General features: G+C 72.4%; 16 protein-coding genes, 1 pseudogene and 1 riboswitch. Of the genes and pseudogenes, 7 read left to right on the top strand and 10 right to left on the bottom strand.

Annotated elements, in window-relative coordinates; all coding sequences use genetic code 11:
• Window positions 1-10 precede the first annotated feature (10 nt).
• From ACZ4VT_RS00370 to ACZ4VT_RS00330, 9 genes and pseudogenes are all read right to left on the bottom strand, one after another.
• Window positions 11-808, bottom strand: coding sequence for an ABC transporter ATP-binding protein (locus tag ACZ4VT_RS00370; RefSeq protein ID WP_467945231.1), 798 nt, complete (start codon window positions 806-808; stop codon window positions 11-13).
• Window positions 801-1,822: pseudogene (locus ACZ4VT_RS00365) on the bottom strand (ABC transporter ATP-binding protein). Before ACZ4VT_RS00365 ends, ACZ4VT_RS00370 begins: the two are co-directional and overlap by 8 nt.
• Window positions 1,819-2,673, bottom strand: a complete 855-nt coding sequence (locus ACZ4VT_RS00360; protein WP_467945229.1) for an ABC transporter permease — start codon at window positions 2,671-2,673, stop codon at window positions 1,819-1,821. The pseudogene ACZ4VT_RS00365 and the gene ACZ4VT_RS00360 overlap by 4 nt, the downstream one beginning before the upstream one ends.
• Entirely contained in the window at window positions 2,670-3,629 is a 960-nt protein-coding gene (locus ACZ4VT_RS00355) for an ABC transporter permease (RefSeq protein ID WP_467945226.1), read from the bottom strand. Before ACZ4VT_RS00355 ends, ACZ4VT_RS00360 begins: the two co-directional genes overlap by 4 nt.
• A complete protein-coding gene (locus tag ACZ4VT_RS00350) occupies window positions 3,626-5,287 on the bottom strand; it encodes an ABC transporter substrate-binding protein (RefSeq protein WP_467945224.1) in 1,662 nt (553 codons plus the stop codon). The genes ACZ4VT_RS00355 and ACZ4VT_RS00350 overlap by 4 nt, the downstream gene beginning before the upstream one ends.
• Window positions 5,288-5,383: 96 nt before the next feature.
• Window positions 5,384-6,418, bottom strand: a complete 1,035-nt coding sequence (locus ACZ4VT_RS00345) for an agmatine deiminase family protein (protein WP_467945222.1) — start codon at window positions 6,416-6,418, stop codon at window positions 5,384-5,386.
• A 94-nt stretch (window positions 6,419-6,512) separates the two neighbouring features.
• Window positions 6,513-8,270 carry an urease subunit alpha gene (locus ACZ4VT_RS00340; protein ID WP_467945220.1) on the bottom strand — a complete coding sequence of 586 codons (1,758 nt, stop codon included), beginning with the start codon at window positions 8,268-8,270 and terminating at the stop codon, window positions 6,513-6,515.
• Window positions 8,267-8,971, bottom strand: coding sequence for an urease subunit gamma (gene ureA, locus ACZ4VT_RS00335; protein WP_467945218.1), 705 nt, complete (start codon window positions 8,969-8,971; stop codon window positions 8,267-8,269). The genes ACZ4VT_RS00340 and ureA overlap by 4 nt, the downstream gene beginning before the upstream one ends.
• A 331-nt stretch (window positions 8,972-9,302) precedes the next feature.
• Window positions 9,303-9,884: a TetR/AcrR family transcriptional regulator gene (locus ACZ4VT_RS00330; RefSeq protein WP_467945216.1), complete on the bottom strand. Its 582-nt coding sequence runs from the start codon at window positions 9,882-9,884 to the stop codon at window positions 9,303-9,305.
• 293 nt (window positions 9,885-10,177) lie between these two features.
• On the opposite strand from ACZ4VT_RS00330, the gene ACZ4VT_RS00325 reads away from it, so the two are divergent.
• From ACZ4VT_RS00325 to ACZ4VT_RS00295, 7 genes are all read left to right on the top strand, one after another.
• The gene (locus ACZ4VT_RS00325) at window positions 10,178-10,777 is read left to right on the top strand and encodes a TetR/AcrR family transcriptional regulator (protein WP_467945214.1); all 600 of its coding nucleotides are present in this window, start codon (window positions 10,178-10,180) and stop codon (window positions 10,775-10,777) included.
• A gap of 182 nt (window positions 10,778-10,959) precedes the next feature.
• Window positions 10,960-12,111 (top strand): agmatine deiminase family protein, encoded by a 1,152-nt coding sequence (locus ACZ4VT_RS00320; protein ID WP_467945212.1) that lies wholly within the window; start codon window positions 10,960-10,962, stop codon window positions 12,109-12,111.
• Between the two features lie 110 nt (window positions 12,112-12,221).
• Window positions 12,222-13,706 (top strand): hypothetical protein, encoded by a 1,485-nt coding sequence (locus ACZ4VT_RS00315; protein ID WP_467945210.1) that lies wholly within the window; start codon window positions 12,222-12,224, stop codon window positions 13,704-13,706.
• A gap of 63 nt (window positions 13,707-13,769) precedes the next feature.
• Window positions 13,770-16,520, top strand: coding sequence for a P-loop NTPase fold protein (locus ACZ4VT_RS00310; RefSeq protein ID WP_467945208.1), 2,751 nt, complete (start codon window positions 13,770-13,772; stop codon window positions 16,518-16,520).
• Window positions 16,521-16,540: 20 nt separating this feature from the next.
• A riboswitch (cobalamin riboswitch) is annotated at window positions 16,541-16,767 on the top strand.
• A gap of 519 nt (window positions 16,768-17,286) precedes the next feature.
• The gene (locus tag ACZ4VT_RS00305; RefSeq protein ID WP_467945206.1) at window positions 17,287-18,276 is read left to right on the top strand and encodes an ABC transporter substrate-binding protein; all 990 of its coding nucleotides are present in this window, start codon (window positions 17,287-17,289) and stop codon (window positions 18,274-18,276) included.
• An 89-nt stretch (window positions 18,277-18,365) separates the two neighbouring features.
• Window positions 18,366-19,370 carry a FecCD family ABC transporter permease gene (locus ACZ4VT_RS00300; RefSeq protein ID WP_467945204.1) on the top strand — a complete coding sequence of 335 codons (1,005 nt, stop codon included), beginning with the start codon at window positions 18,366-18,368 and terminating at the stop codon, window positions 19,368-19,370.
• Complete coding sequence (locus tag ACZ4VT_RS00295) at window positions 19,340-20,230, top strand: ABC transporter ATP-binding protein (RefSeq protein ID WP_467945894.1); 891 nt, start codon at window positions 19,340-19,342, stop codon at window positions 20,228-20,230. Before ACZ4VT_RS00300 ends, ACZ4VT_RS00295 begins: the two co-directional genes overlap by 31 nt.
• Window positions 20,231-20,242: 12 nt before the next feature.
• Here the strand turns inward: ACZ4VT_RS00295 and tsaD are convergent, their stop codons facing one another.
• Window positions 20,243-21,301 (bottom strand): tRNA (adenosine(37)-N6)-threonylcarbamoyltransferase complex transferase subunit TsaD, encoded by a 1,059-nt coding sequence (tsaD, locus tag ACZ4VT_RS00290; RefSeq protein ID WP_467945892.1) that lies wholly within the window; start codon window positions 21,299-21,301, stop codon window positions 20,243-20,245.
• Window positions 21,302-21,431 lie beyond the last annotated feature (130 nt).

The following is a 21,431-nucleotide window of genomic DNA, read 5'->3' as shown; positions in this document are numbered from 1 at the left end:
CCCGCGCCCGCTACAGCGCCCGCCGGGCCGCGGCGATCACCGCCGGATCCCACCCCGGGCGGGGCACGGACTCCAGCAGCAGCCGGGTGTACGGATGCCCGGGCGCGGCGAGGACCTCCTGCGTGCCGCCCTGTTCGACCACGGCCCCGTGCCGCATCACGACGATCTCGTCGGTCACGCACCGCACCACCCCGAGGTCGTGGGTGATGAACAGGAACGCGATCCCGGTCCGCTCCCTGACGTCGGCCAGCAGGTTGAGGATCTGCGCCTGCACGGAGACGTCGAGCGCGGCGACGGCCTCGTCGAGGACGAGGACGGCCGGTTCGACGGCGAGCGCCCGGGCGAGGGCGACGCGCTGGCGCTGCCCGCCGGACAGCCGGCGCGGCAGGGCGTCGGCGGCGCGGGTTCCCAGGCCCACCTGGTCGAGCAGTTCGCGTACGCGCTTCGCGTGGTCGCGGCCGGGGAAGTGCAGGGCCAGGGCCTCCCGCAGGGCCGCTTCAACGCTGGTGCGCGGATCGAGGGAGAGGTACGGGTCCTGGAAGACCATCTGGATCTCGCGGGCGCGGGCGAGACGCGCGGCCCGGCCGCGGGTGTGCCCGGTCCGGGACCGGCCGCGGACCAGGACCTCTCCCCCGTCGGCGCGCTCCAGGCCGGCGATGATGCGGGCGGTGGTCGTCTTGCCGGAGCCGGACTCGCCGACGATGCCCAGCGATCCGCCCTCGGGGAGGGCGAAGGACACGGCGTCCACCGCGCGGACGGCGCCGAAGGAGCGGCTCAGCCCTTTGACCTCCAGTACGTTCTCAGGCATCGACGACGCTCCTGTCGAGCAGGTCGCTGTGGTGGCAGGCCGCCTGGTGGTCCGGCCGGCCCGGGGCCGCGGACGGCAGCGGGGCCCGCTGGTCGCAGACCTCCGTGGCGAGGGGGCAGCGGGCCGCGAAGGCGCAGCCGTGCAGTGGTTCCCGCAGGTCCGGGGGCTGGCCCTCGATGGCGGCGAGCCTGCCGCGCGGCCCCTCCATCCGTGGGGTGGAGGCGAGGAGGGCCGCCGTGTACGGGTGCCGGGGGCGGGCGAAGAGAGCCTCGGCGGGGCCGGACTCGGCGATCCGGCCGGCGTACATGACGTAGACGCGGTCGCTGATGGCGGCGGCCAGGTCGAGGTCGTGGGTGACGAACAGCAGCCCGGTGCCGAAGCGTTCGCGCAGCGTGGCCAGGAGGGCGATGACCTCGGCCTGGCTGCTGACGTCCAGGGCCGTGGTGGGTTCGTCGGCCAGCAGGAGCGCGGGGTCCCCCATCAGGGCCGCCGCGATCACGACGCGCTGGAGCATGCCGCCGGAGACCTGGCCGGGGTACTTGCGCAGGACGGAGTCGTCCAGGCCCACGGCCGCGAGGAGTTCGACCGCCCGGGCCGTGGCCCCGGTCCGGTTCATGGCCCCGGTGAGGGTGACGCTCTCGGTGAGGAAGTCGCCGATGCGGCGCAGCGGGTGACCGCGGCGCGCGGGTCCTGGAAGACCATGGCGACCGTGCCGGCCCGTACGTCGCGCAGGCGGCCGGTGTCCATGGCGAGCACGTCGTGGCCCTCGACCAGGACGGTGCCTTCGACGACCGCGCCGGGGGGCAGCAGTCGCAGGGCGCTGCGGGAGGTGAGGGTCTTGCCGGAGCCGGACTCGCCGACCAGGGCGACGGTCTCGCCGGCGGCGACGGTGAGGTCGACGCCGTCGAGGACGGGGCGGGCGGTGCCGGGGAGGGTGACCCTCAGCCCTTGGATGTCGAGCGTGTGCGCCGGGCGCGCCGGTTGCGCCGGGGGCGTCTGTCGCGTCGGGTTCATGGGGTCCTCCTGGCTACCCGGTCGGCCCACCGCTCGCCCACCACGTTGAACGCGACGACGGTCAGCACGATGAAGAGGCAGGGCAGGATCGCGGACAGCGGGTAGCCGTGCTGGATGGCGGTCTGCCCGTCGAAGACCATGCGTCCCCAGTCGGGGGTGAGCGCCGGAACGCCGAGCCCGAGGAACGACAGCCCGGCGAGGTCCATCAGGGCGTAGCCGAAGTTGATGGTGGACTGGGCGAGGACGACGGGGGCGATGTTGGGCAGGACGTGGCGCAGGCAGATCTGCACGGCCGAGTGGCCCTGGACCTGGTAGGCGCTCACGTACGGGCGGGTGCGCTCGGCGAGCACGAGGGAACGGGTGAGGCGGCTGACGTAGGGCAGGTAGCCGACGGCCAGCGCGATGACGGGGGCGAGCAGGCCCTCGCCGTAGACGGAGATGATCAGGATGGCCAGCAGCATGCCGGGGAAGGCGAAGACCAGCTCCGTGCTGCGGGACAGGACGGAGTCGAGCCAGCCGCCCCGCCAGGCGGCGGCCATGCCGATGGCGATGCCCGCCACGGTGGAGAAGGCGACGACGCCCAGCGGGCCGAGGAGGGAGGTCCGCGCGCCCAGCAGCAACCGGGAGAGCGTGTCACGGCCGGCGGCGTCCACGCCGAGCGGGTGCGCGGCGGCGGGTCCGGCGAGGGCGTTGCCCAGATCGACGGCGTTGGGGTCCTGCGGAACCACCCAGGGGGCGAGCAGCGCGGCGAGGACGACGAGGGCGACGAGACCCAGGCAGAGGAGGTGGAGCGGGGAGCCGGTGGCACGGATCCGGGAGAGGCCGGGGCGGCGGACGAGTACGGCGCTCATGCGGCGGCTCCCCTCGTTCCGAAGGTGACCCGGGGGTCGACCAGGGGCAGTAGCAGGTCCACGAGCAGGTTCACGATCATGAAGAGGGCGACGATGATCAGGGAGATCGCCTGGACGGTCGGGAAGTCCTTGGTGGTGGTGGACAGTTCGAGGAGCTGGCCGATGCCGCCGATGCTGAAGGCGGTCTCGACCAGGACGGTGCACACCAGGAGGGTGGAGACGATCAGCCCGCCAGTGGTCAGGACGGTTCCGAGGGAGTTGCGGAAGACGTGGCGGCGGATGACCTGGCGCTCCGGGACGCCGCGGCTGCGGGCGACGGTGACGTGCTCGCTGTCGAGGGCTTCGAGCATCGCCGAGCGGGTGACGCGGGCGAGCATGCCGATCAGGTAGAGCGCGAGGGCGACCGCGGGGAGCGCGAGGTGCCAGAGCATGTCCGCGAGGCCCTCGCCGGCGCCGCTGCTGGGGAACCACCCCAGCTGGACGGCGAACAGTCCCTGGAGGAGGACGGCCGCGACGAAGGACGGGGTGCCGACGGCGAACGTGGTGGTGACCAGGATGGCGGAATCGGTGGCCCCGCCCCGGACGGCGGCGGTCCGGCCGAGCAGCAGTCCGACCGCCACGACCACGGCGAGAGCCATGCCGATCAGCAGCAGGGTCACGGGGAGCCGGTCCGCCAGGAGCCGCGAGACATCGGTGCGGTAGGTGATCGAGCGCCCGAAGTCCCCCTGGAGCACGTCCCCGAGCCAGCGGAGGTAGCGGGTGAGGAAGGGGTCGTCCAGGTGGTACTGGGCGTTGACCGAGGCCAGGGCCTCCGGGGACGCCGACCGGCCGGCGAGCAGGAAGCCCGCCGGGCTGCCCGGCGCCAGGTACATGGCCCCGAAGACCACGAACGAGGCGGTGAGGAGGGTGGCGGCCATTTCCGCCACCCGTCGTACGGCGAAGCGGACGAAGCTCACTGTGCGGCCCCCACGTCGGCGGCCCACGGGTAGTACATGTACGAGATCGTGGTGGGCGCGCCCGTGACCCGCCTGCCGAGGAACAGCGCGGTCGGCCACTCCGCCACGGGGATCCACAGCAGCTGCTCGGAGGCCTGCTGCTGGAGTTTCGCCTCGATGTCCATGCGCTGCTCGACCGGGTAGACGCCGGTGGCCTGGTCGACGAGCTGGTCGTACTGGGGGTCGCTGTAGCCGGCGAAGTTCATGTAGGCGCCGGTCTTGAAGTTCGCCAGGAGGTCGAGCGGGTCGGTGATCGAGTCGTAGTAGGTGAGCGGGAACATGTCGATGCCCTCGCGCGCCTGGGGGTCGGTGAACAGTGCGGTGAAGGCGTTGGGGGCGATGGTCTTCAGCCGGACGTCCAGGCCGATCTGCGTGCCGGCCGCCTGGACGGCGGTGGCGAGGAGGGAGACGTCCTGGCCTATGGAACTGGTGGCCATGGTCAGGGTCTTGCCGGTGGCCCCGGCCTCCTGGATCAGGGCCTTGGCCTTCTCGATGTCCTGGCCGGAGGGCGGGAGGCTGTCGAAGGCCGTCTTCAGGGTGCGCTCGGGTGCGGCGGCCCACGCGGCCCTGGTGGTGAGGGAGTTGGTGACGGTGCCCGCGCCCCCGAGTCCGGCCTTGACGAATCCGGTGCGGTCGAGCGCCAGGGACAGGGCCCGGCGGACGCGGACGTCGCCGAGGGGGCCCTCCATGGTGGTGACGTTGACGTTGACCGTGCTCAGGCCCTCGCCGAAGTAGAGGGTGCCCGTGCCGCTGCCGCGCAGGCGGGCGTAGCTCTCGGTGGGGATCAGGTAGCCGCCGTCGACCTCACCGCTGAGCATGGCGTTGGTGCGGGCGGAGGGGTCGGTCAGTACGCGGAAGACGGCCTTCTTCGACTTGGCCTTGGCGCCCCAGTAGCCGTCGAAGCGGTTGAGTTCGATCGACTGGCCCTTGTTCCACGTGCCGAGTTCGAAGGGGCCGGTGCAGGCGAGCCCGCCGGCGGTGCCGTAGTCCTCACCCGCCGCCTCGACACCGGCCTTGGAGGCCACCACGCCGGCCGCCGTCGCCATGTACTGCGGGAACTGGGAGTCGGGCTTCTTGAGCTTGACGGTGACCTGGAGCGGGCCGCTCTTGGTGACGGCGGAGACGTTCTGGAACACCTGGGCCCAGGCGGCGGCGTTGTCGGGGTTCATCTGCCGGCCGAGGCTGAAGACCACGTCGTCGGCGGTCATCTCCTTGCCGTCGTGGAAGCGCACGCCGGGGCGCAGGTCGTACACCCAGGTGGTGGGGTCGGGGTTGGACGCCTTCTGGGCGAGGCCGGGCTCGGTGGTGAGCGCCGGGGTCCAGCGCATCAGGCTCTCGCACACGTTGGACAGGATGGTGTTCTGCGGATAGTCGAACGCCACCGTGTGGTCGAGGGTCGGCGGTTCGGCGTAGACGGCCCAGCTGAAGGAGTCGATCTCGCCGCGGGCCGGGGGCGTGGCGGCGGAGAGGTGGACGTCGGTGACCTCGCCCGCGTCGCCCTTGGGCGGGCCGGCACAGGCCGCGAGCAGGGCGAGGGTGGTCAGGACGGCACTGGTGAGGACCGCGTTGCGGCGGCGACGGCGCGGGCGTCTTGCCGTGCGGGGTGGGGAGGTGGTCATCGTCGCGCTCTCTTTTCCGTGAGGGGTGCGGGGGAGGAGCGAGCGGACCGCCGGGTGGCTCCCGGGTCGGTCCGCGGGGAACGGCGGGAGCCCGGGTCAGCCGGTGGCGTTCGCGCCGGTGCGTGCGGCGGGGATCTGCTGGGTGATGCAGTGGACCCCGCCCCCGCCGAAGGCGATGGCGAGCGCCCGGACGCCGACGACCTTGCGGCCGGGGTGGGCGGAGGCGATGACGGCGAGGGCGTCCTCGTCCTGGGCGAGGCCGGCCACCGGGACGACGACGCCGCCGTTGGCCACGTAGTAGTTCAGGTAGGACACCTCGATCTCGCCGTCGGCGACGTCGGCGAAGGCCGTCTGCGGTACGTCGATGATCTCCAGCCGGCGGCCCCGGGCGTCGGTGGTGGCTTCGAGCACCGCACGGTTGGCGCGCATCCGGGCGTAGTCGGGGTGGTTGGGGTTGTCGGGCAGGGAGACGACGACCGTGCCGGGCGCGGCGAAGGCGCAGACGCCGTCGACGTGGCCGTCGGTCTCGGTGTCGAGCAGGCCGCCGTACGGGAGCCAGATGACCTTGGTGACGCCGAGCCGGGCCTTCAGCTCGGCCTCGATCTCGTCACGGCTCATGCCGGGGTTGCGGTTGGGGTGCAGCAGGCACTGCTCGGTGGTGATCAGGGTGCCCTCGCCGTCGACGGTGATCGCGCCGCCTTCGAGGATCATGTCGGAGGCGATGCGGTCGGCCCCGACGTGCTCCAGCAGCAGGGCGCTGACCCGGTCGTCGGCGTCGAACGGGTGGTGCTTGCCGCCCCAGGCGTTGAAGCGGAAGTCCACGCCGGCGCGGTTGCCGTCGGCGTCGAGGACGAAGAGCGGGGCGCAGTCGCGGAACCAGGAGTCGTCGAGCGGCAGCTCGATGACGGTGATGCCGGCGGTGTCCCGGCCGCAGTGGGCGCGGGCGTCCTCGCCGTGGCCGGGCGGGGCGACCATCGTCACGGGCTCGAAGGCCGCGATGGCGCGGGCGACGTCGGCGTACTCCACCTTCACGTCGGCCAGCACGCTTCCCCACAGGTCCTCGCGGGTGGGCCAGGCCATCAGGCAGCCCTCGTGCTCGGACCACTCGGCAGGCATACGGTATGCGGACATCGGCTGTCTCATTTCTTTCGGTGGAGTCTTGCACCCGACTGAAAATTCAGTCAAGAGTTGGTCCGTGCGAGATGGCGGCGGGCCGGAGGAGCCCTCAGAGGAAATAGAGGCGGTTGAGCGAGACCTGCTGCGCCGGCTCGGAGCGCAGGGGTTCCCCGTCGAGCGTGACGAGACCGGTCCGGGGGTTCACGTCGACGTCTCCCAGCCGGGCGTTGGCGACCATGTCCTTGGGGCCGATGCCCCGGGTCCCCCGCACGGCGACACGGCGCCGCCGGGTGCCCAGGGAGTCGTACGGGGCCCCGAAGGAACCCGACTCGGCGGCGGCGCGGCTGACGAACGCCACCGAGAGGTCCGCGGGGGCGGCGCCGTGGGCGCCGAACAGCGGGCCCAGGACGAGCGGTTCGCAGGTGTCGGTGGCGGCGTTGGGGTCGCCGGTGACTCCGTACGCCGGGAAGCCGGACTTGAGGACGAGCTGGGGCTTGGCGCCGAAGAACTGCGGGCGCCACAGGACGATGTCGGCGAGCTTGCCGACCTCGATGGAGCCGATCTCGTGGGCCAGGCCGTGGGCGATGGCCGGGTTGATCGTCAGCTTGGCCATGTACCGCAGCACGCGGGCGTTGTCGTCGCCCTCGCCGTCACCGGCCAGGGGGCCGAGCTCGCCCTTCATCTTGGCGGCCATCGCGAAGGTGCGGCGGATCGTCTCCCCCGCCCGGCCCATGCCCTGGGCGTCGGAGGAGGTGATGCCGATCGCCCCGAGGTCGTGCAGCACGTCCTCGGCGCCCATCGTGCCCGCGCGGATCCGGTCACGGGCCATGGCGGCATCGCCCGGCAGGTCCGGCTTGAGGTCGTGGACGGAGACGATCATGCCGTAGTGCTCGGCGACCGCGTCCCGGCCGAAGGGCAGCGTCGGGTTGGTGGACGAGCCGATGACGTTGGGCACGCCCGCCATCTTCAGCACGTTCGGCACGTGCCCGCCGCCACAGCCCTCGATGTGGAAGGCGTGGATGGTCCGGCCGTCCAGGACCCGCAGGGTGTCCTCGACGGAAAGACACTCGTTGAGGCCGTCCGAGTGCAGGGCGACCTGCACGTCGTACTCCTCGGCCACCCGCAGGGCCGTGTCCAGGGCGCGGGTGTGGGCGCCCATGTCCTCGTGCACCTTGAAGCCGCAGGCGCCGCCCTCGGCCAGCGCCTCCACCAGCGGAGCCGCGTCCGAGGACGAACCCCGGGCCAGGAAGCCGATGTTCACCGGCCAGGCGTCGAAGGCGTTGAAGGCGTGCCTGAGGGCCCAGGCCGAGTTCACCCCCACGCCCCAGCTCGGCCCGATCTCCTGACCGATGATCGTCGTCACGCCACTCGCGAGGGACGCCTCCATGATCCGCGGGGAGAGCAGGTGCACGTGGGTGTCCACGGCGCCCGCGGTGGCGATCAGCCCCTCGCCCGACACCATGGTCGTGCCGGTGCCGACGACCACGTCGACGCCGTCGAGGGTGTCCGGGTTGCCGGCCCGCCCGATCGCGTGGATGCGCCCCTCACGGATGCCGATGGACACCTTGCGGATACCCAGCACGGCATCGATGACCAGCACATTGCTGATCACCACGTCACAGGTCTCGCGGACCGCGGCCGCCTTCAGGTGCAGACCGTCACGAGCCGTCTTGCCGAAGCCCGCCAGGAACTCGTCACCGGGCTTCTGCGCGTCGGACTCCACCCGGACGACGAGCCCCGAATCGCCCAGGCGTACCCGGTCCCCCGCCCTCGGGCCGTGCACCGCGGCGTACTCGTGCGGGTCGATGTGCCGGCTGCCGGGCGCACAGTGCGCGCTGTGATCGCCGTGCCGTGTCGGTCTGCTCATGAGGGAGTTCCTTCTGGGGTGGCCGCGCCCAGGTAGCCGCAGGCCGCGGCCTTGTGGAGGGCTTCTTCCTTGGCTCCGGGGGCGTCCAGCGGGCCGTCCACGAGGCCGGCGAAGCCGATCGCGATCCGATCGCCGCCGATGGGGACCAGGCCCACCTCGACGGTGGAGCCCGCGCCGAAGCGGACGGACGACCCCGCGGGGACGGCCAGCCGCATGCCGTAGGCCGCGGCGCGGTCGAAGTCGAGGCGCGGATTGGCCTCGAAGAAGTGGAAGTGCGAGGTCACGCTGACCGGGACGGTCGCGCGGTTGCGCACGTCGAGGACCACGGCCGGCGCGACGGCCTCGACGGCGTCCGCGGCGGGCAGTACGGCTCCCGGTGCGCCGTCGTCACGGGGGTACTCGCCGAAGGGTTCGCTGACCGCCGCGAGCCGGGTGCCGTCCTCGAACACCGCCTCGACCATCACCTCGGTCACGATGTCGACGACGCCGGGCAGGACGTCGTCCGGGCCGAGGACGCCACGGCCGCGCGCGAGGGCGTCGGCGAGGCGGAGGCCGTCGCGGGCCGCCTCGCACACCGTGTCGGCGATCACGGCGGTCGCCTCCGGGACGTTGAGCCGCAGGCCCCGTGCGTGGCGGGCCCGGGCCAGTTCGGCGGCGCCGAACAGCAGGAGTCGGTCACGTTCGGTGGGCGTCAGCGGCATGACGCCCACCGGGCGTCCGCCCAGGGATCCTGGCCGGTCGAAGCCTTCATGATCTGTCCATTCCTTCGCTCGGAGGCGGGTGAGGGAGGCACCGGGGCCGCGAAATCCGCGATCCGGGTGCGGAGGTGCGCGGAGCGCCGGGACCGTGGCGGCGGGACGGAGAGCGGGGGCCGGGCCATGGCCGGCGAGGGATCCCGGGGCCCACGGGGCCGGAGCGGGGCTCTGCGGCCGGCGGCGGCTCGGGCCCTCACTCTGGCATTGACTGAAAATTCAGTCAATAGAGGGGACAGCGAAAGGTCCGGGCCCCGCAGGGCAGGGCGACCCGGGTACGTCAGTTCTGCCGGAGCCCGGCCAGTTCGGCGTCGACGGCCCCGCGCATGAGCTCCCGCGCGTGACCGATCCGGATGCCGCCACTGAGCCAGCGCATGCTGAGCCCCTCCAGGAGGGCGGTGAGCCGTTCGGCGGCGGCCGCGAGCGACGAGGCGGGCGCCATCGGCTGGACCCGACCCAGCAGCGCGGCGACCTCCTGGACCCACACCAGGGTCGCCCGGGCGAGGTCCTCGCGCAGCACCTCGTCGAAGACGGCGCTGGCCCGCAGTTCACCCCAGGCCGAGCTGTTCTCCCGTACCTCCGCGGTGTCCTGGAGCTCCAGGAGCAAGGTCTCCTCCAGCTCCTCACGAGGGGTGAGCGGAGGGTCGTCCGGGTCGCGGTCGGTGGTGTAGCGCTCGGCGCGGTCGTTGATGAATTCGAGGGTCTGGCGCAGGACCCCCGTGCGGTCCTTGAAGTGGTAGTAGATCAGGGCGGTGGAGACCCCGGCCTCGGCCGCGAGTTCCTCCACGCGCAGCCCGCGGACCCCGCGCCGGGCGATCACCCGTGCGGCCGCTTCCAGGATCCGAGTGCTGCGAGACGCCATGATCCGCACCTTACCGGGGCCCTGCCGAACAGGTACACACGGCCCCGCGTCCGCTGCGCGCGCGATGCCGAAGTCGATCACTCGGGGACCGTCCCGGCGAGCAGCACGTCGGCCGGCTTGAGGTCGTACCGTGCGCACCGGCAGCGGTCCGTGCCTGCGCACCACCTCGTGCAGCGTGGGTCCGCGGCGAACTCGCCGCGGACGGCCTTCAGCGCGATGGGGGGCCTGCTACTAACTAAAGTTTCAGTCAATGTGTGACAATGCGAGACGCACACGGCCAGGAGGGATCAACAGTGACCGACCGCAGACGAGCCATCCTCACGGGCGCCGCGCGGGTCATCGCGCGCTGCGGCGTCCGCGGGCTGCGGGTGGCGGACCTGGCGGCCGAGGCCGGCGTGTCCACCGCCTTGATCTACTACCACTTCAAGGACCGGCCCGGCATCCTGCGGCACGCGCTGGCGTTCATCGGAGACCGGGCGGACCGCTACACCGCGACGGAAGAGGGCCAGGTCGCGGCCCGGCCGTCCGATCCGCGGCAGCTGCTGGAACAGACCTTGCTGCTGGAGTTCCAAGACCTGCCCGAGGTGCGCGAGAACAGCACGGCCTGGGGAGAGCTGCGGGCCCACTCGGTCTTCGACCCGGAGCTGCGGGAGGAACTGGCGGCTGCGGGGGCGGCCTGGGTGGCTGAGGTCGCCGGCCACCTCGCCGTGCTGTGCCCGGCCGCGCCGGCCGGCGCGGTCACGGCCGCCGCCGAGCGGCTGACCGCCCTGCTGGAGGGGCTGAGCGTCCGCTGGCTCAGCGGCCTGCTCCCCCTCGAACACGCCCGCGGCCTACTGCGCGAGGCGATCGGAGTGGAAATAGGGCGGCTGGGTTTCGCCACCGCCGAGAGTTGACTGAATTTCCAGTCAGTGAGAGAGTGGCGGCACGAGGCCGCATCACTCTCCGTGCAGAGCGGCCGTTCGCGGCGCGGAGCGCGCAGTCTGTTCGTAGGGCCCGGTTCGTCCGCCTACGCCACGCCTTCGTGCCCGCCCTGGCCGGATGCACCCCTTCCGCCAGCCCACGATCGGAGTCCCCCGTGTCCTTCCTGCCCCCCACCCGTCGGACCGTCCTGCGCACCCTCGCCGGAATCGGCGCCATCATCGCGGGCGCCTCGGCCTGTGGTCCCTCCGCGACCGGAGCCACCGCCGGCTCCTCGCAGCCCGCCACCACGGGCGGCAAGCGTCGCCTCGGCGCCGAGTGGGAGAGCCACACCCGCACCTTCATGTCCTGGCCGGCCCTGGCATCGGTCTGGGAGGAGGACCTGCCCTACGTACGCGAGGACATCGCGCGGATCGCGCGCGCCGTCGGGGAGTACGAGGCGGTCGTCATGATGGCCCGGCCCGATCAGGCGCACGCGGCCCAGCGGGCCTGCGGATCACAGGTCGAGGTGATCCCGCTGGCGGTCGACGACCTGTGGGCACGTGACACCGTTCCCGTCTTCGCCGAGGAGGGCGGGAAGGTCGTCGGCGTCGACTTCAACTTCAACGGCTGGGGCAACAAACAGGAGCACACGAACGACGGGGCGGTCGGCCGCACCCTGCTCCAGAAGTACGGGATCCCCCGGACCCAGGCCCCCCTCGTCGCCGAGGGCGGCTCCTTCGAGCCCGACGGCGAGGGCACCCTGCTGATCACCGAGAGCTCGATCGTCAACGACAACCGCAACCGGGGCAAGAGCCGGGACGCGATCGAGGCCGAGCTCAAGCAGACCCTGGGCGTCGAGAAGGTGGTGTGGCTGGCCGGCGTACGCGGCGAGGACATCACCGACGCCCACGTGGACAGCCTCGTCCGCTTCACCGCGCCGGGTGTGGTCCTGCTGGACCGCGCGCACCCCAGCACCCCGCCGGACTCCTGGTCCCGCTCCGCCGACCAGGCCAAGTCCGTCCTGTCGAAGGCGACGGACGCGCGCGGCCGGACCTTCGAGGTCATCGACCTGCCCCAGCCCGATCTGAACAGGATCACGGGCCAGGGCGACGACTTCGTGTCGACGTACGCCAACTTCTACATCGCCAACGACGCCGTCTTCATGCCCGAGTTCGGGGACCGCAAGGCCGACGACAAGGCCCGCGGCATCCTGCAGGAGCACTTCCCGAAGCGGGACATCGTGCCGGTCGCGATCGACACGATCGCCTCGGGCGGCGGCGGCATCCACTGCTCGACCCACGACCAGCCCGGCAAGCCCGCGGCCTGACCGCCGGACCGCCGGACCGCCGGACCGAAGCGAACGACGGGCCGCGGAGCGCGTTGTCAGACCCCTCCCCCATGATGGAGAGCTTCAAGGGGACATGGAGGAGGGGAGAGTTGGAGAAGCTCACCGAGGCAGAACTGAGGGATGTATTCCGGCTGTCGGAGACCGTGTGGTCACGCATCACCACCGGCATGATCGCCCCGATCGATCCCGCCCACACCGAGGGCGAGACGATGTGGTCGGGGCACGCCTTCGGCCGTTGGCTCGCCACCGAACATCCCGGCCTGGCGGGCAAGGGCCCCCTCCTGCTGCGCCCGGCGCCTCCCGTCGAGGCCCGCTACCTCGGCGGTGCGTACCGGACTCCCCAGGACGACACGGCCGTCGGCACCGAACTCTTCGCCGGGCTGTGGCGGACGCGCGCGGGCGTCGTCGCCGTCGTCTATCCCCTGCACGACGGGCCCGACGCGGAGAGCGAGCTCCTCGGCGTCCACGACGACGCCGGCACCATCGTCGTCGTCGGGTACGCCTACGACCTCGACGGACCCGGGCTGCGAGCGGTGGACCGGGACCGGCCCGAGCTCGTCTACCACCCCTCCTGGGCGCAACTGGCCGCCCATCTGGGGACCCGCGTCCCGTGGTGGCCCCCCTCGCTGCGCCGCGAGGAGCACCTGACCGCATGGCGGCCCGGGGACGCACCCCGGCCAGTGGAGGTGATCACCCAGCCCTCCTGGGAGCCGCTCTACGCGCTGGCGCGGCAGGAGCCCGAGGGTTCCCCCCTCCGGCACGCCTGTTTCACCATCGGTCACCGGATCCGGGCCGGAGCGGCGGAGAGCGCCACCCAGGAGATGGAGCACCTCCGCACCCGGGAGCCGTTCGCGACGGCCTCGATGGTGTTCCCGGCCGTACCGGACACGGCCGACCCCGGTCTCGCACAGCTCGCGGCGGAGGACGTCGTCGGCGCCGGACTCGCCGAGCTCTGCGCACGCACCGACGACCTGGCGGTGGAGTGCCTGGAACAGGTCAGCGGGTGGAGCGGCGCCGAAGACCTTCCGTACGGCGGCACGTTCCACGTGATGCGGACGGAGGTCACCCGGGCCGCGGCCGAGTGGATCAACCGGCTGCGGGCCGTGCCGCCGACCGCGCTCCACCGGGTCTGGGAGGAGGACTACGACACCGTGGGCACCTTCGTCGATCCGGCGACCGGAAGCCCCGTGGTCGCCGTCAAGGGAAGGTTCCGCTTCCGTGACGCCCGGGAGATCACCTATATCGGACGGGCGCCCAAGCGGCTTCCCGCCGGCTCCGTCCTCAAGGAGATCGTCCTCGACGAGCCGGTCTGGGTGCGCACCGGCGACGGCATGCTGTACCCGGCCCCCGTCATGGACGCCCCGGGCCTGTCCTGGGGGTACGGCGGCTCGGGGCCCACGACGCTCGCCGAGTACGTCGGCCGGCTGCTCGACGACGGGGGCAGCCACGCCGTCACGTACGACGACGACGGCTCGGAGGACGAACCCGGACTCCGCGCGTTCTTCCGGATCAAGCACGAGCGGGGCACGCGCATCTCACGGCGGGAACTCATACGCGCGCGCGACTCCTCCTGACGGCCCGCCCCGTCCACCCCACCGTGCGACCCGCGTCCCTCCCGAAAGGCCCCCCCTGCGCCCATGCCCCGACACCGCCCGCGCCCCGCATGGCAGGTCGCCGACCTCTTCGCCCTGGAGGGGGAAGCAGCGGCGTACCTCGCGGCGGTGGACGCCTGCGTAGCCGAACCGGCCACCGCGCGGCGCCTCGGCGTGCGTCCGCAGGCGACCGTCGAAAGCACCCGTGCGGCCATGCTCACCGAGGCCAACGTCGCACGTGCCGTGGAACCCTGCCAGGACACCCAGGCGCGCTTCCGTTCCCTGCTCGAACGGGAGGAACGGCTTCGCCGACGGCTCGACTACCTGCGCAACGGGACGCATCCGGCCACCGTGCTGCTCGGCTCGACCACGCTGCTGACGCTCCTGTTCCTCGCCTTCGCGTCCTGGTCCACGGCGCTCGCCGCCGCCGTGGTCCCGCTCCTGACCGCGGCCGCCGTGTGGCGGCACCCGGTGTGGCGCATGAGCGTCCTGCTGAACCTCCGGGAATGGCGGCTGCGGCCGTCCCTTCTCCTCGTGAGCAGGAGAACCGCATGGGCCGGTGCGGCCTGGCGCCGGGACCTCGAGGAGAACGGCGTGCGCCCGCTGGTCGCCCGTGTGGTGGAAGCGCTGCTCGGTGAGGACCACGACTCGCTCCTTCTCGCCGACAGTTACGACGGCCTGCGCTCCCCGCGCAGTCCGCAGTACGTGATCGACAGTCCGGCTGCCCGTAGCCTCGCCCGGAAGATCACCCAGCTGGAGAGCGGCGGCACCATCGCGGTCAGCGGCTCCCGGGGCGTGGGCAAGTCGACGCTCCTGGAAACCTGCGCGAACGACGCCGGGTTCGCGGTCGTCGTCCAGGCACCGGCCACCTACTCCCCGTACGACTTCCTGCTGTCCCTCTACGTCAAGACCTGCGAGAGCTACCTCGTCCATCACGGCTACGACCCGCCCGCCTTCGTCCGGCTCTCGACCGTGCGCAGGGCGGCGCGCCGCCTGTTCCCCGCCCTCCGGAACACGCTCACCGTGCTTGCCTTCGGACTCGCGGCGGGCGCGCTCGTCGTCCTCGGCCTCGCCGCGAACGCGCGCTCCCTCGCGACCCGGTACGAACGTCCCTTGCGCGCGCACGCGGCGGAGTACGGGCACCGGGCGGCCGACGTGGTGGCGGACGTCTGGCGGGGCGAGCGGATCGGGGCGGCCCTCCTCGCCGTCATCGCCGGCGTCGTCCTGTGGAGCCTTCGGCGGTGGAGCCGGTGGGCCGACCTCCTCCGGGGCGCCCGCTACGCGGTCGTCGCGATCGGCGCGCTGCTGAGCACGGCCGCGTTCGGCTCGCTGCTCTTCGACGGCGATGTCCGCAGCGTCATGGCGGGCATCGACAAGGACCCGGAGAGTCTCCTGCTGCTGACCGTGGCGTTGACCGGACTGGCGAATCTGATGCCCGACCAGCAGTGGGAATTCCGGGGGCGGTTGCTCCTCGGCACCGCCGCCCGCCGCCGGATCGCGGCCGGGATGCTCCTGGTGTCGCTCGCGCTGCTCCTCACCAGGCCCGTGGCGCAGGCGATCGTGACCGACCCCGAGAACCCCCTCCGGCTCGCCTGCGTCCTCGCGGGACTCCTGCTGGTCAGAGCCGGCTCCTGGACCCCTCCGGACCCGACGCCGTACCTCTTGACGGCCTGCCGCGACGAGCTGTACCGCCTGCAGACCATGCAGACGGCGTCCTCCGCGGTCACCGCCGGGGCCGCACAGCTCCTCACCACGCACACCGCCTCACTGTCGACCCTGCCACCGAACTTCCCCGATCTGGTATCCGACTTCCGTGACCTGCTGACGGACATCGCCGCCGAGCAGCAGCGGCGGGAGGAGCGGGTCGTGATCGCGATCGACGAGCTGGACCGGCTGGGCTCGGACACCGAGGCGCTCGCGTTCCTGAACGAGATCAAGGCCATCCTGGGCGTACCCCACGTCCACTACCTGATCTCCGTCGCCGAGGACGTCGGCGCTTCCTTCGTACGCCGGGGCCTGCCGCACCGCGGCGTCACCGACAGCTCGCTGGACGACATCGTGCACGTCCTGCCGTGCACACTGGAGGAGTCCAAGAAGATCCTCGGGCGCCGGGCCTCAGGTCTCTCCGAGCCGTACAAGGTGCTCACGCACGCCCTCTCGGGCGGAATACCCAGGGATCTCATCCGCTACGGCCTGCGCCTGGACGAGATCACCTCCACGACCCGGCTCATCGAACTCACCGACATCGCACACCAGTTGATCCTGGAAGAGCTCGCCGACACGCTCGCGGGGTTCCGCACGCTCCTGAGCAAGCAGCGGTGGACGCCACGGACCAGCGCGCTCCTCATCGCGTTCCGGAACCTGACGGGCCATCTGCGGGCCGGCTGCCCCTGCGTCTCCCCCGAGCTCCGGCGAGCCCTGGAACACGTGGCCTTCCACGATCTCCACCGGCACCTGGGGGAGGAGGCGGCCGCGGAGATCGCGGAGGCGGCCCGGAATCTCATCGACGAGGCGTCGGCGTACGTCCTGTTCTCCCTGACCCTGCTCGACATCTTCGGCGAGGGTGACCTGGCCCGCCGGCGGGACGAGGCGGCAGCACGAGGCCCGGAGGGGGACTTGGACCTCCTGGGCCAGGCCCGTCAGGAGCTGGAGGTGTCCCCGTACAGCGCACGACAGTTGATCGGCTCCATCCGCACCGCGTGGCGGCTCACGGACGGCCCGGCCGCCGGCCTTCCGCCGACGGTCCCGCCCGCCCGCGGCCGCGACTGCCCCCGGCATCCGCGGCCGGCGGCCTGACGGGGTCGTCGTGCCCGCGGGTAGGGTGTGAGTGCAGCTGGTACGCCCCCGTCCGCCAGGCGGGACGCGTCGTAAGAGGGAACCCGGTGGGAATCCGGGACTGCCCCGCAGCGGTGAGCGGGAACGACCGCCGTCATACGCACTGGGACCGGAACCGGTCCTGGGAAGCGACGGCCAGTAGGTGCCCGCCGGGAGACCGGCAGGCGCGCCCGCGAGTCCGAAGACCTGCCACTGCCCGCACGCCGAAGCGTCGTGCGGGGTCCCGAGGAACGCCTCCGGGACCTTTCTGCCGCGACTCGCGAAGGAGAGTTGACGTGGCCAATCGATCCGTGGCCCCCGATCCCCACCCAGGCCTGCCGGGGCTCCGCCTCAAACGCCGGCGAGGCTGAAATACCGGGGTCCGCCCCGCACCCCGCTCCTCAAACGCCGGAGGGGCTGGTTTGTGCGGCGAGGCCGGGCGGTGCGGCGCAGCTGGACGGCGCGCCTCAAACGCCGGCGAGGCTGAACTTGCCGGTTGGGACGGGGTCGGGTGTGTGTCGGGGTGTCCCCGCAGGGCGCCGAACACAACAAGACCGATCAATCCGACCCCCCGCCACGTTCGGCGCCCGAGGAGACACCCCGGCGCGCGCCCGACCCCGGCCCAACCGGCCCCCTCGTACCCCGGCCCGAGCGGCGCAGCCAAGCGGCGGCGCAGCCAACCGGCGCAGCCGACCGGCAGCCAACCGGCCCCCAGCCATTCGATCCATCCGCGGTGAGAGGACCACCCATGCCCCGCAACCACCACCCGAAGGCCGTGCTGTCCGCACTCGCCGTGGCCCTGCTGATATCCGGCTGCGGTGGCGGCACCGCCGAGCCCTCCGCCACCACGACCGCGGACGCGGCCGGCTTTCCGGTCACCGTGGACAACTGCGGGGTGACGAGCACCTATCGGCGGCCGCCACAGCGCGCCGTATCGCTCAACCAGCACGCGACCGAGGTGATGCTGTCGCTCGGCCTGGAGAAGTCGATGGTGGGGACGGGCTATCTCGACGACAAGATCCTCCCCGAGTACCAGGCCGCCTACGACAGCGTGAAGGTGCTCTCCAAGGAGTACCCGTCCTTCGAGGCGCTCCTGGAGGCCGAGCCCGACTTCGTCTACGGCGGGTGGACCTCCACCTTCGACGAGAAGGAGGGCCGCGGCCGGGCCGCCTTCGCCAAGGCCGGGATCAACACCCGCCTCAACACCGAGGAGTGCCCCACCGGTCCGGTGGACGTGTCCGCCATGGACGAGGAGATCCGTACGATCGCCAAGATCTTCGGCGTGCCCGAGCGGGCCGAGGAGCGGCTGGGGAAGCTGCACGCCACCCTCGCCGCGGTGGAGTCCCAGCTCACCGGGGTCACCCCGGTCAAGCTGTTCGTGTACGACAGCGGCGACAAGACGGCCTTCACCGCGGGCGGCAAGGGCATCGGCAACGAGATGATCCGGCGGGCCGGCGGGGTGAACCTCTTCGCCGACCTGGACAAGGCCTTCGGCGACGTCTCGTTCGAGCAGGTGGCGCAGCGCGCCCCCGAGGCGATCGTCATCTACGACTACGGCGACCAGTCCGTCGAGGACAAGAAGAAGTTCCTGCTCGCCCACCCGGCGCTGAAGGACGTGCCCGCGATCAAGAACCAGCGGTTCGCGGTCCTGCCGCTGTCCTCCGCGGTGGTCGGCGTGCGAGTGCCGGCGGCTGTCGAGTCGCTGGCGCGTCAGCTCCACCCGGGCCGCGTCCAGTGACCGGTGCGGGGGCCCCGGCGGCCCTTGAGGCCGCCCCACGTCAGGAGGGCCGGCCCGTTCCCGCGCGGCGGCCCGGGATCCCGTACTCCGTGGTGCTGACGCTCCTCGGTGTCCTGGTGCTCTGCGCCGCCACGGCCGGGATCGCGGCCGGCTCGATCAGCGTCCCGGCCGACCAGGTGTGGGGGATCCTGCTGCACCGCGTGCACCCGGCCCTCGCCGAGCCGACGTGGACCCCGGTGCGCGAGACGATCGTCGTGGACGTCCGCCTCCCCCGGGTGCTGCTGGCCGGGGTGGTCGGCGCGGGTCTGTCGGTGGCCGGCATGGCGCTGCAGGCGCTGGTCCGCAATCCGCTGGCCGATCCGATGCTGCTGGGCGTGTCCTCGGGCGCGTCGGTCGGCGCGGTGCTCGTCCTGGTCCTGAACCTTTCGGTGTTCGGACTGTTCACCCTGCCGGTGGCGGCGTTCTGCGGGGCCCTGGCCGCCCTGGTCGCCGTCTACTTCCTGGCCCGCTCCGGCGGGCGGATGACGACGGTACGTCTGGTCCTCGCGGGTGTGGCCACGGCCGAGGTGCTGTCGGCGCTGGCCAGCTTCCTGATCGTCACCTCGAACGATCCGCACAAGACGCAGTCCGCGCTGCGCTGGATGCTCGGCGGGCTGGCCGGCACCACCTGGACGACGGTGTGGATCCCGGTGGGTGCGGTCCTGCTCGGGACGGCCGTCCTCCTGGGTGTCTGCCGTCCGCTGAACCTGCTGCTGGCCGGGGAGGAGGCGGCCGCGGCCCTCGGTCTGGACGTGCACCGGTTCCGCGGCGCCCTGTTCACGCTGGTGGCCCTGATGATCGGCACGATCGTGGCGGTCAGCGGGCAGATCGGGTTCGTCGGGCTGATCATGCCGCACGTGGTGCGGCTGCTCGTGGGCGCCGACCACCGTCGCGCGCTGCCCGCCGCGGTCCTCCTGGGGGCGGCGTTCCTGATCTCCGCCGATCTGGCCGCGCGGACGTTCATGAGCCCGGAGGAGATACCCGTCGGCATCCTCACCGCCCTGGTCGGCGGTCCCTTCTTCCTCTGGCTGATGCGACGGAAGGCGGCCGGGTGAGCGACCGACCGATCGCAGAGCCCGGATCCCTGCGCGCCGAGGAGGTCAGCGTCGTGGTGAACGGCAGGGCGCTGGTCCACCAGGCGTCGCTGCAGGCGGCGCCCGGCGAGGTCGTGGGCCTGGTCGGCCCCAACGGCGCCGGCAAGTCCACCCTGCTGCGCACCTTGTACCGGGCGGTGCGCCCCACCTCGGGCCGGGTCGTCCTCGACGGCGAGGACGTCTGGCGGATGCCGGGCAAGCGGCTCGCCCAGCGGCTCGCGGCCGTACTCCAGGAGACCGCCGGGGACTTCGAACTGACCGTCTACGACGTGGTGGCGATGGGCCGTACCCCGCACAAGCGGGCCTTCGCCGGTGATGACGCGGACGACCGCGACATCATCACGCGGTCCCTGGCGGAGCTCCGCGTCGACGCCCTCGCGCACGCGCCGTTCGACCGGCTGTCGGGCGGGGAGAAGCAACGGGTGCTGATCGCCCGCGCGCTGGCCCAGCGCACGGGGACATTGGTGCTGGACGAGCCGACCAACCACTTGGACCTGCGTCATCAGCTCGACGCGCTCCGGCTCGTGCGCGGGCTCGGCGTCACCGCGGTCGTCGCGCTGCACGACCTGAACCTCGCCGCGGCGTTCTGCGACCGGATCTGCGTCATGGCGGGCGGCCGCGTCGTCGCCACCGGGACGCCCGAGGAGGTACTGACGGCGCGGCTGCTGTCCGAGGTGTACGAGGTCGAGGCGGAGGTCATCGAGCATCCGCGCACCGGGGTGCCGTTCGTCAGCGTCCTGCCCGGCTGGGAACGGCCCGCCGGCGGGGCACCGGCCGGCCGAGAACCGGAACGGGTACTGCCGCCCGTTCGCCGGGACTGACCGGTACGCCGCTCACGCGGCCCTCTCCGCGGTACGGGCCACGGGGTGCAGGGCCGCGTACTCCAGCGGCGCCGACGGGTCGATCGAGACGTCGAGCTGTGCCGGGGCCGAGCCCGCCCGCACCAGGAGGTCACCGACGGCGGCGATCATCGCCCCGTTGTCGGTGCACAGGGTGAGCGGGGGCACCCGCAGTTCGACCCCGGCGGCGGCGCAGCGTTCCTCCGCCAGCGCGCGCACCCTCGAGTTGGCGGCGACCCCGCCCACCACGACGAGCGTGCTCACTCCGTACTCCCGGCAGGCGGCCAGGGCCTTGCGGGTGAGCACGTCCGCCACGGCCTCCTGGAGGGAGGCGGCGCCGTCGGCCAGCGGGATCTCCTCGCCGCGCAGGCGGTGCTGCTCGGCCCAGCGCGCGGCGGCGGTCTTCAGCCCGGAGAAGGAGAAGGCGTACGGGGCGTCTGCGGGGCGCGTCAGCGGGCGGGGGAAGGCCACCGCGCAGCCGTTGCCGCCGCGGGCGGCCCTGTCGATGGCCGGCCCGCCGGGATAGGGCAGGCCGAAGACCCGGGCCACCTTGTCGAAGCACTCCCCGGCCGCGTCGTCCACGGTGTCGCCGAGATGCAGGATCGGATCGCGTACGAGGTCCCGTACGAACAGGAGCGAGGTGTGCCCGCCCGACACGATGAGCACCATGCACGGGTTGGGGAGCGGCCCGTGTTCCAGGGTGTCGGCGGCGACGTGTCCGGCCAGGTGGTGAACCCCGTACAGCGGTACGCCGGCCGCGTAGGCCAGGGTCTTCGCCCCGGCCAGCCCGACCTGCAGGGCGCCTGAGAGGCCCGGTCCGGTGGTGACCGCGACGGCGTCGATGTCGGAGATCCGCAGCCCCGCCCGGTCCAGGGCCTCTTGTACGACGGGGTTGAAGGCGTGCAGGTGGGCGCGGGCGGCGATCTCCGGCACCACCCCGCCGAACCGCGCGTGTTCGTCCATGCTCGACGCCACCACGTGCGCGAGCAGCCGCCCTTCGGACACGATCCCGGCACCGGTCTCGTCACACGACGATTCGATGCCCAGCACCACAGGAGAGCCCACCGGAAACCTCTTTCGCGCATCCAGATCAATTGCAAGTGACTTGCAATAAGGTACGCCGCCGGACGGACCCACCGCGGACGGGCGGCGGGCGGGAACTCGGACCGCACCGCGTACGACT

The sequence above is a fragment of the Streptomyces sp. NPDC029164 genome, assembly GCF_055563995.1.
Note: the sequence above shows the minus strand (reverse complement) of the source record. Positions and strands in the feature narration are given on the sequence as shown.

What these genes read in the sequence shown, in the direction of transcription:
- ACZ4VT_RS00305 (WP_467945206.1), top strand. Translation starts at nt 17,287, where the DNA reads ATGCCCCGCAACCACCACCCGAAGGCCGTGCTGTCCGCACTCGCCGTG.
- ACZ4VT_RS00345 (WP_467945222.1), bottom strand. Translation starts at nt 6,418, where the DNA reads ATGTCCGCATACCGTATGCCTGCCGAGTGGTCCGAGCACGAGGGCTGC.
- ureA (WP_467945218.1), bottom strand. Translation starts at nt 8,971, where the DNA reads ATGCCGCTGACGCCCACCGAACGTGACCGACTCCTGCTGTTCGGCGCC.
- ACZ4VT_RS00340 (WP_467945220.1), bottom strand. Translation starts at nt 8,270, where the DNA reads ATGAGCAGACCGACACGGCACGGCGATCACAGCGCGCACTGTGCGCCC.
- ACZ4VT_RS00370 (WP_467945231.1), bottom strand. Translation starts at nt 808, where the DNA reads ATGCCTGAGAACGTACTGGAGGTCAAAGGGCTGAGCCGCTCCTTCGGC.
- ACZ4VT_RS00310 (WP_467945208.1), top strand. Translation starts at nt 13,770, where the DNA reads ATGCCCCGACACCGCCCGCGCCCCGCATGGCAGGTCGCCGACCTCTTC.
- ACZ4VT_RS00350 (WP_467945224.1), bottom strand. Translation starts at nt 5,287, where the DNA reads ATGACCACCTCCCCACCCCGCACGGCAAGACGCCCGCGCCGTCGCCGC.
- ACZ4VT_RS00330 (WP_467945216.1), bottom strand. Translation starts at nt 9,884, where the DNA reads ATGGCGTCTCGCAGCACTCGGATCCTGGAAGCGGCCGCACGGGTGATC.
- ACZ4VT_RS00360 (WP_467945229.1), bottom strand. Translation starts at nt 2,673, where the DNA reads ATGAGCGCCGTACTCGTCCGCCGCCCCGGCCTCTCCCGGATCCGTGCC.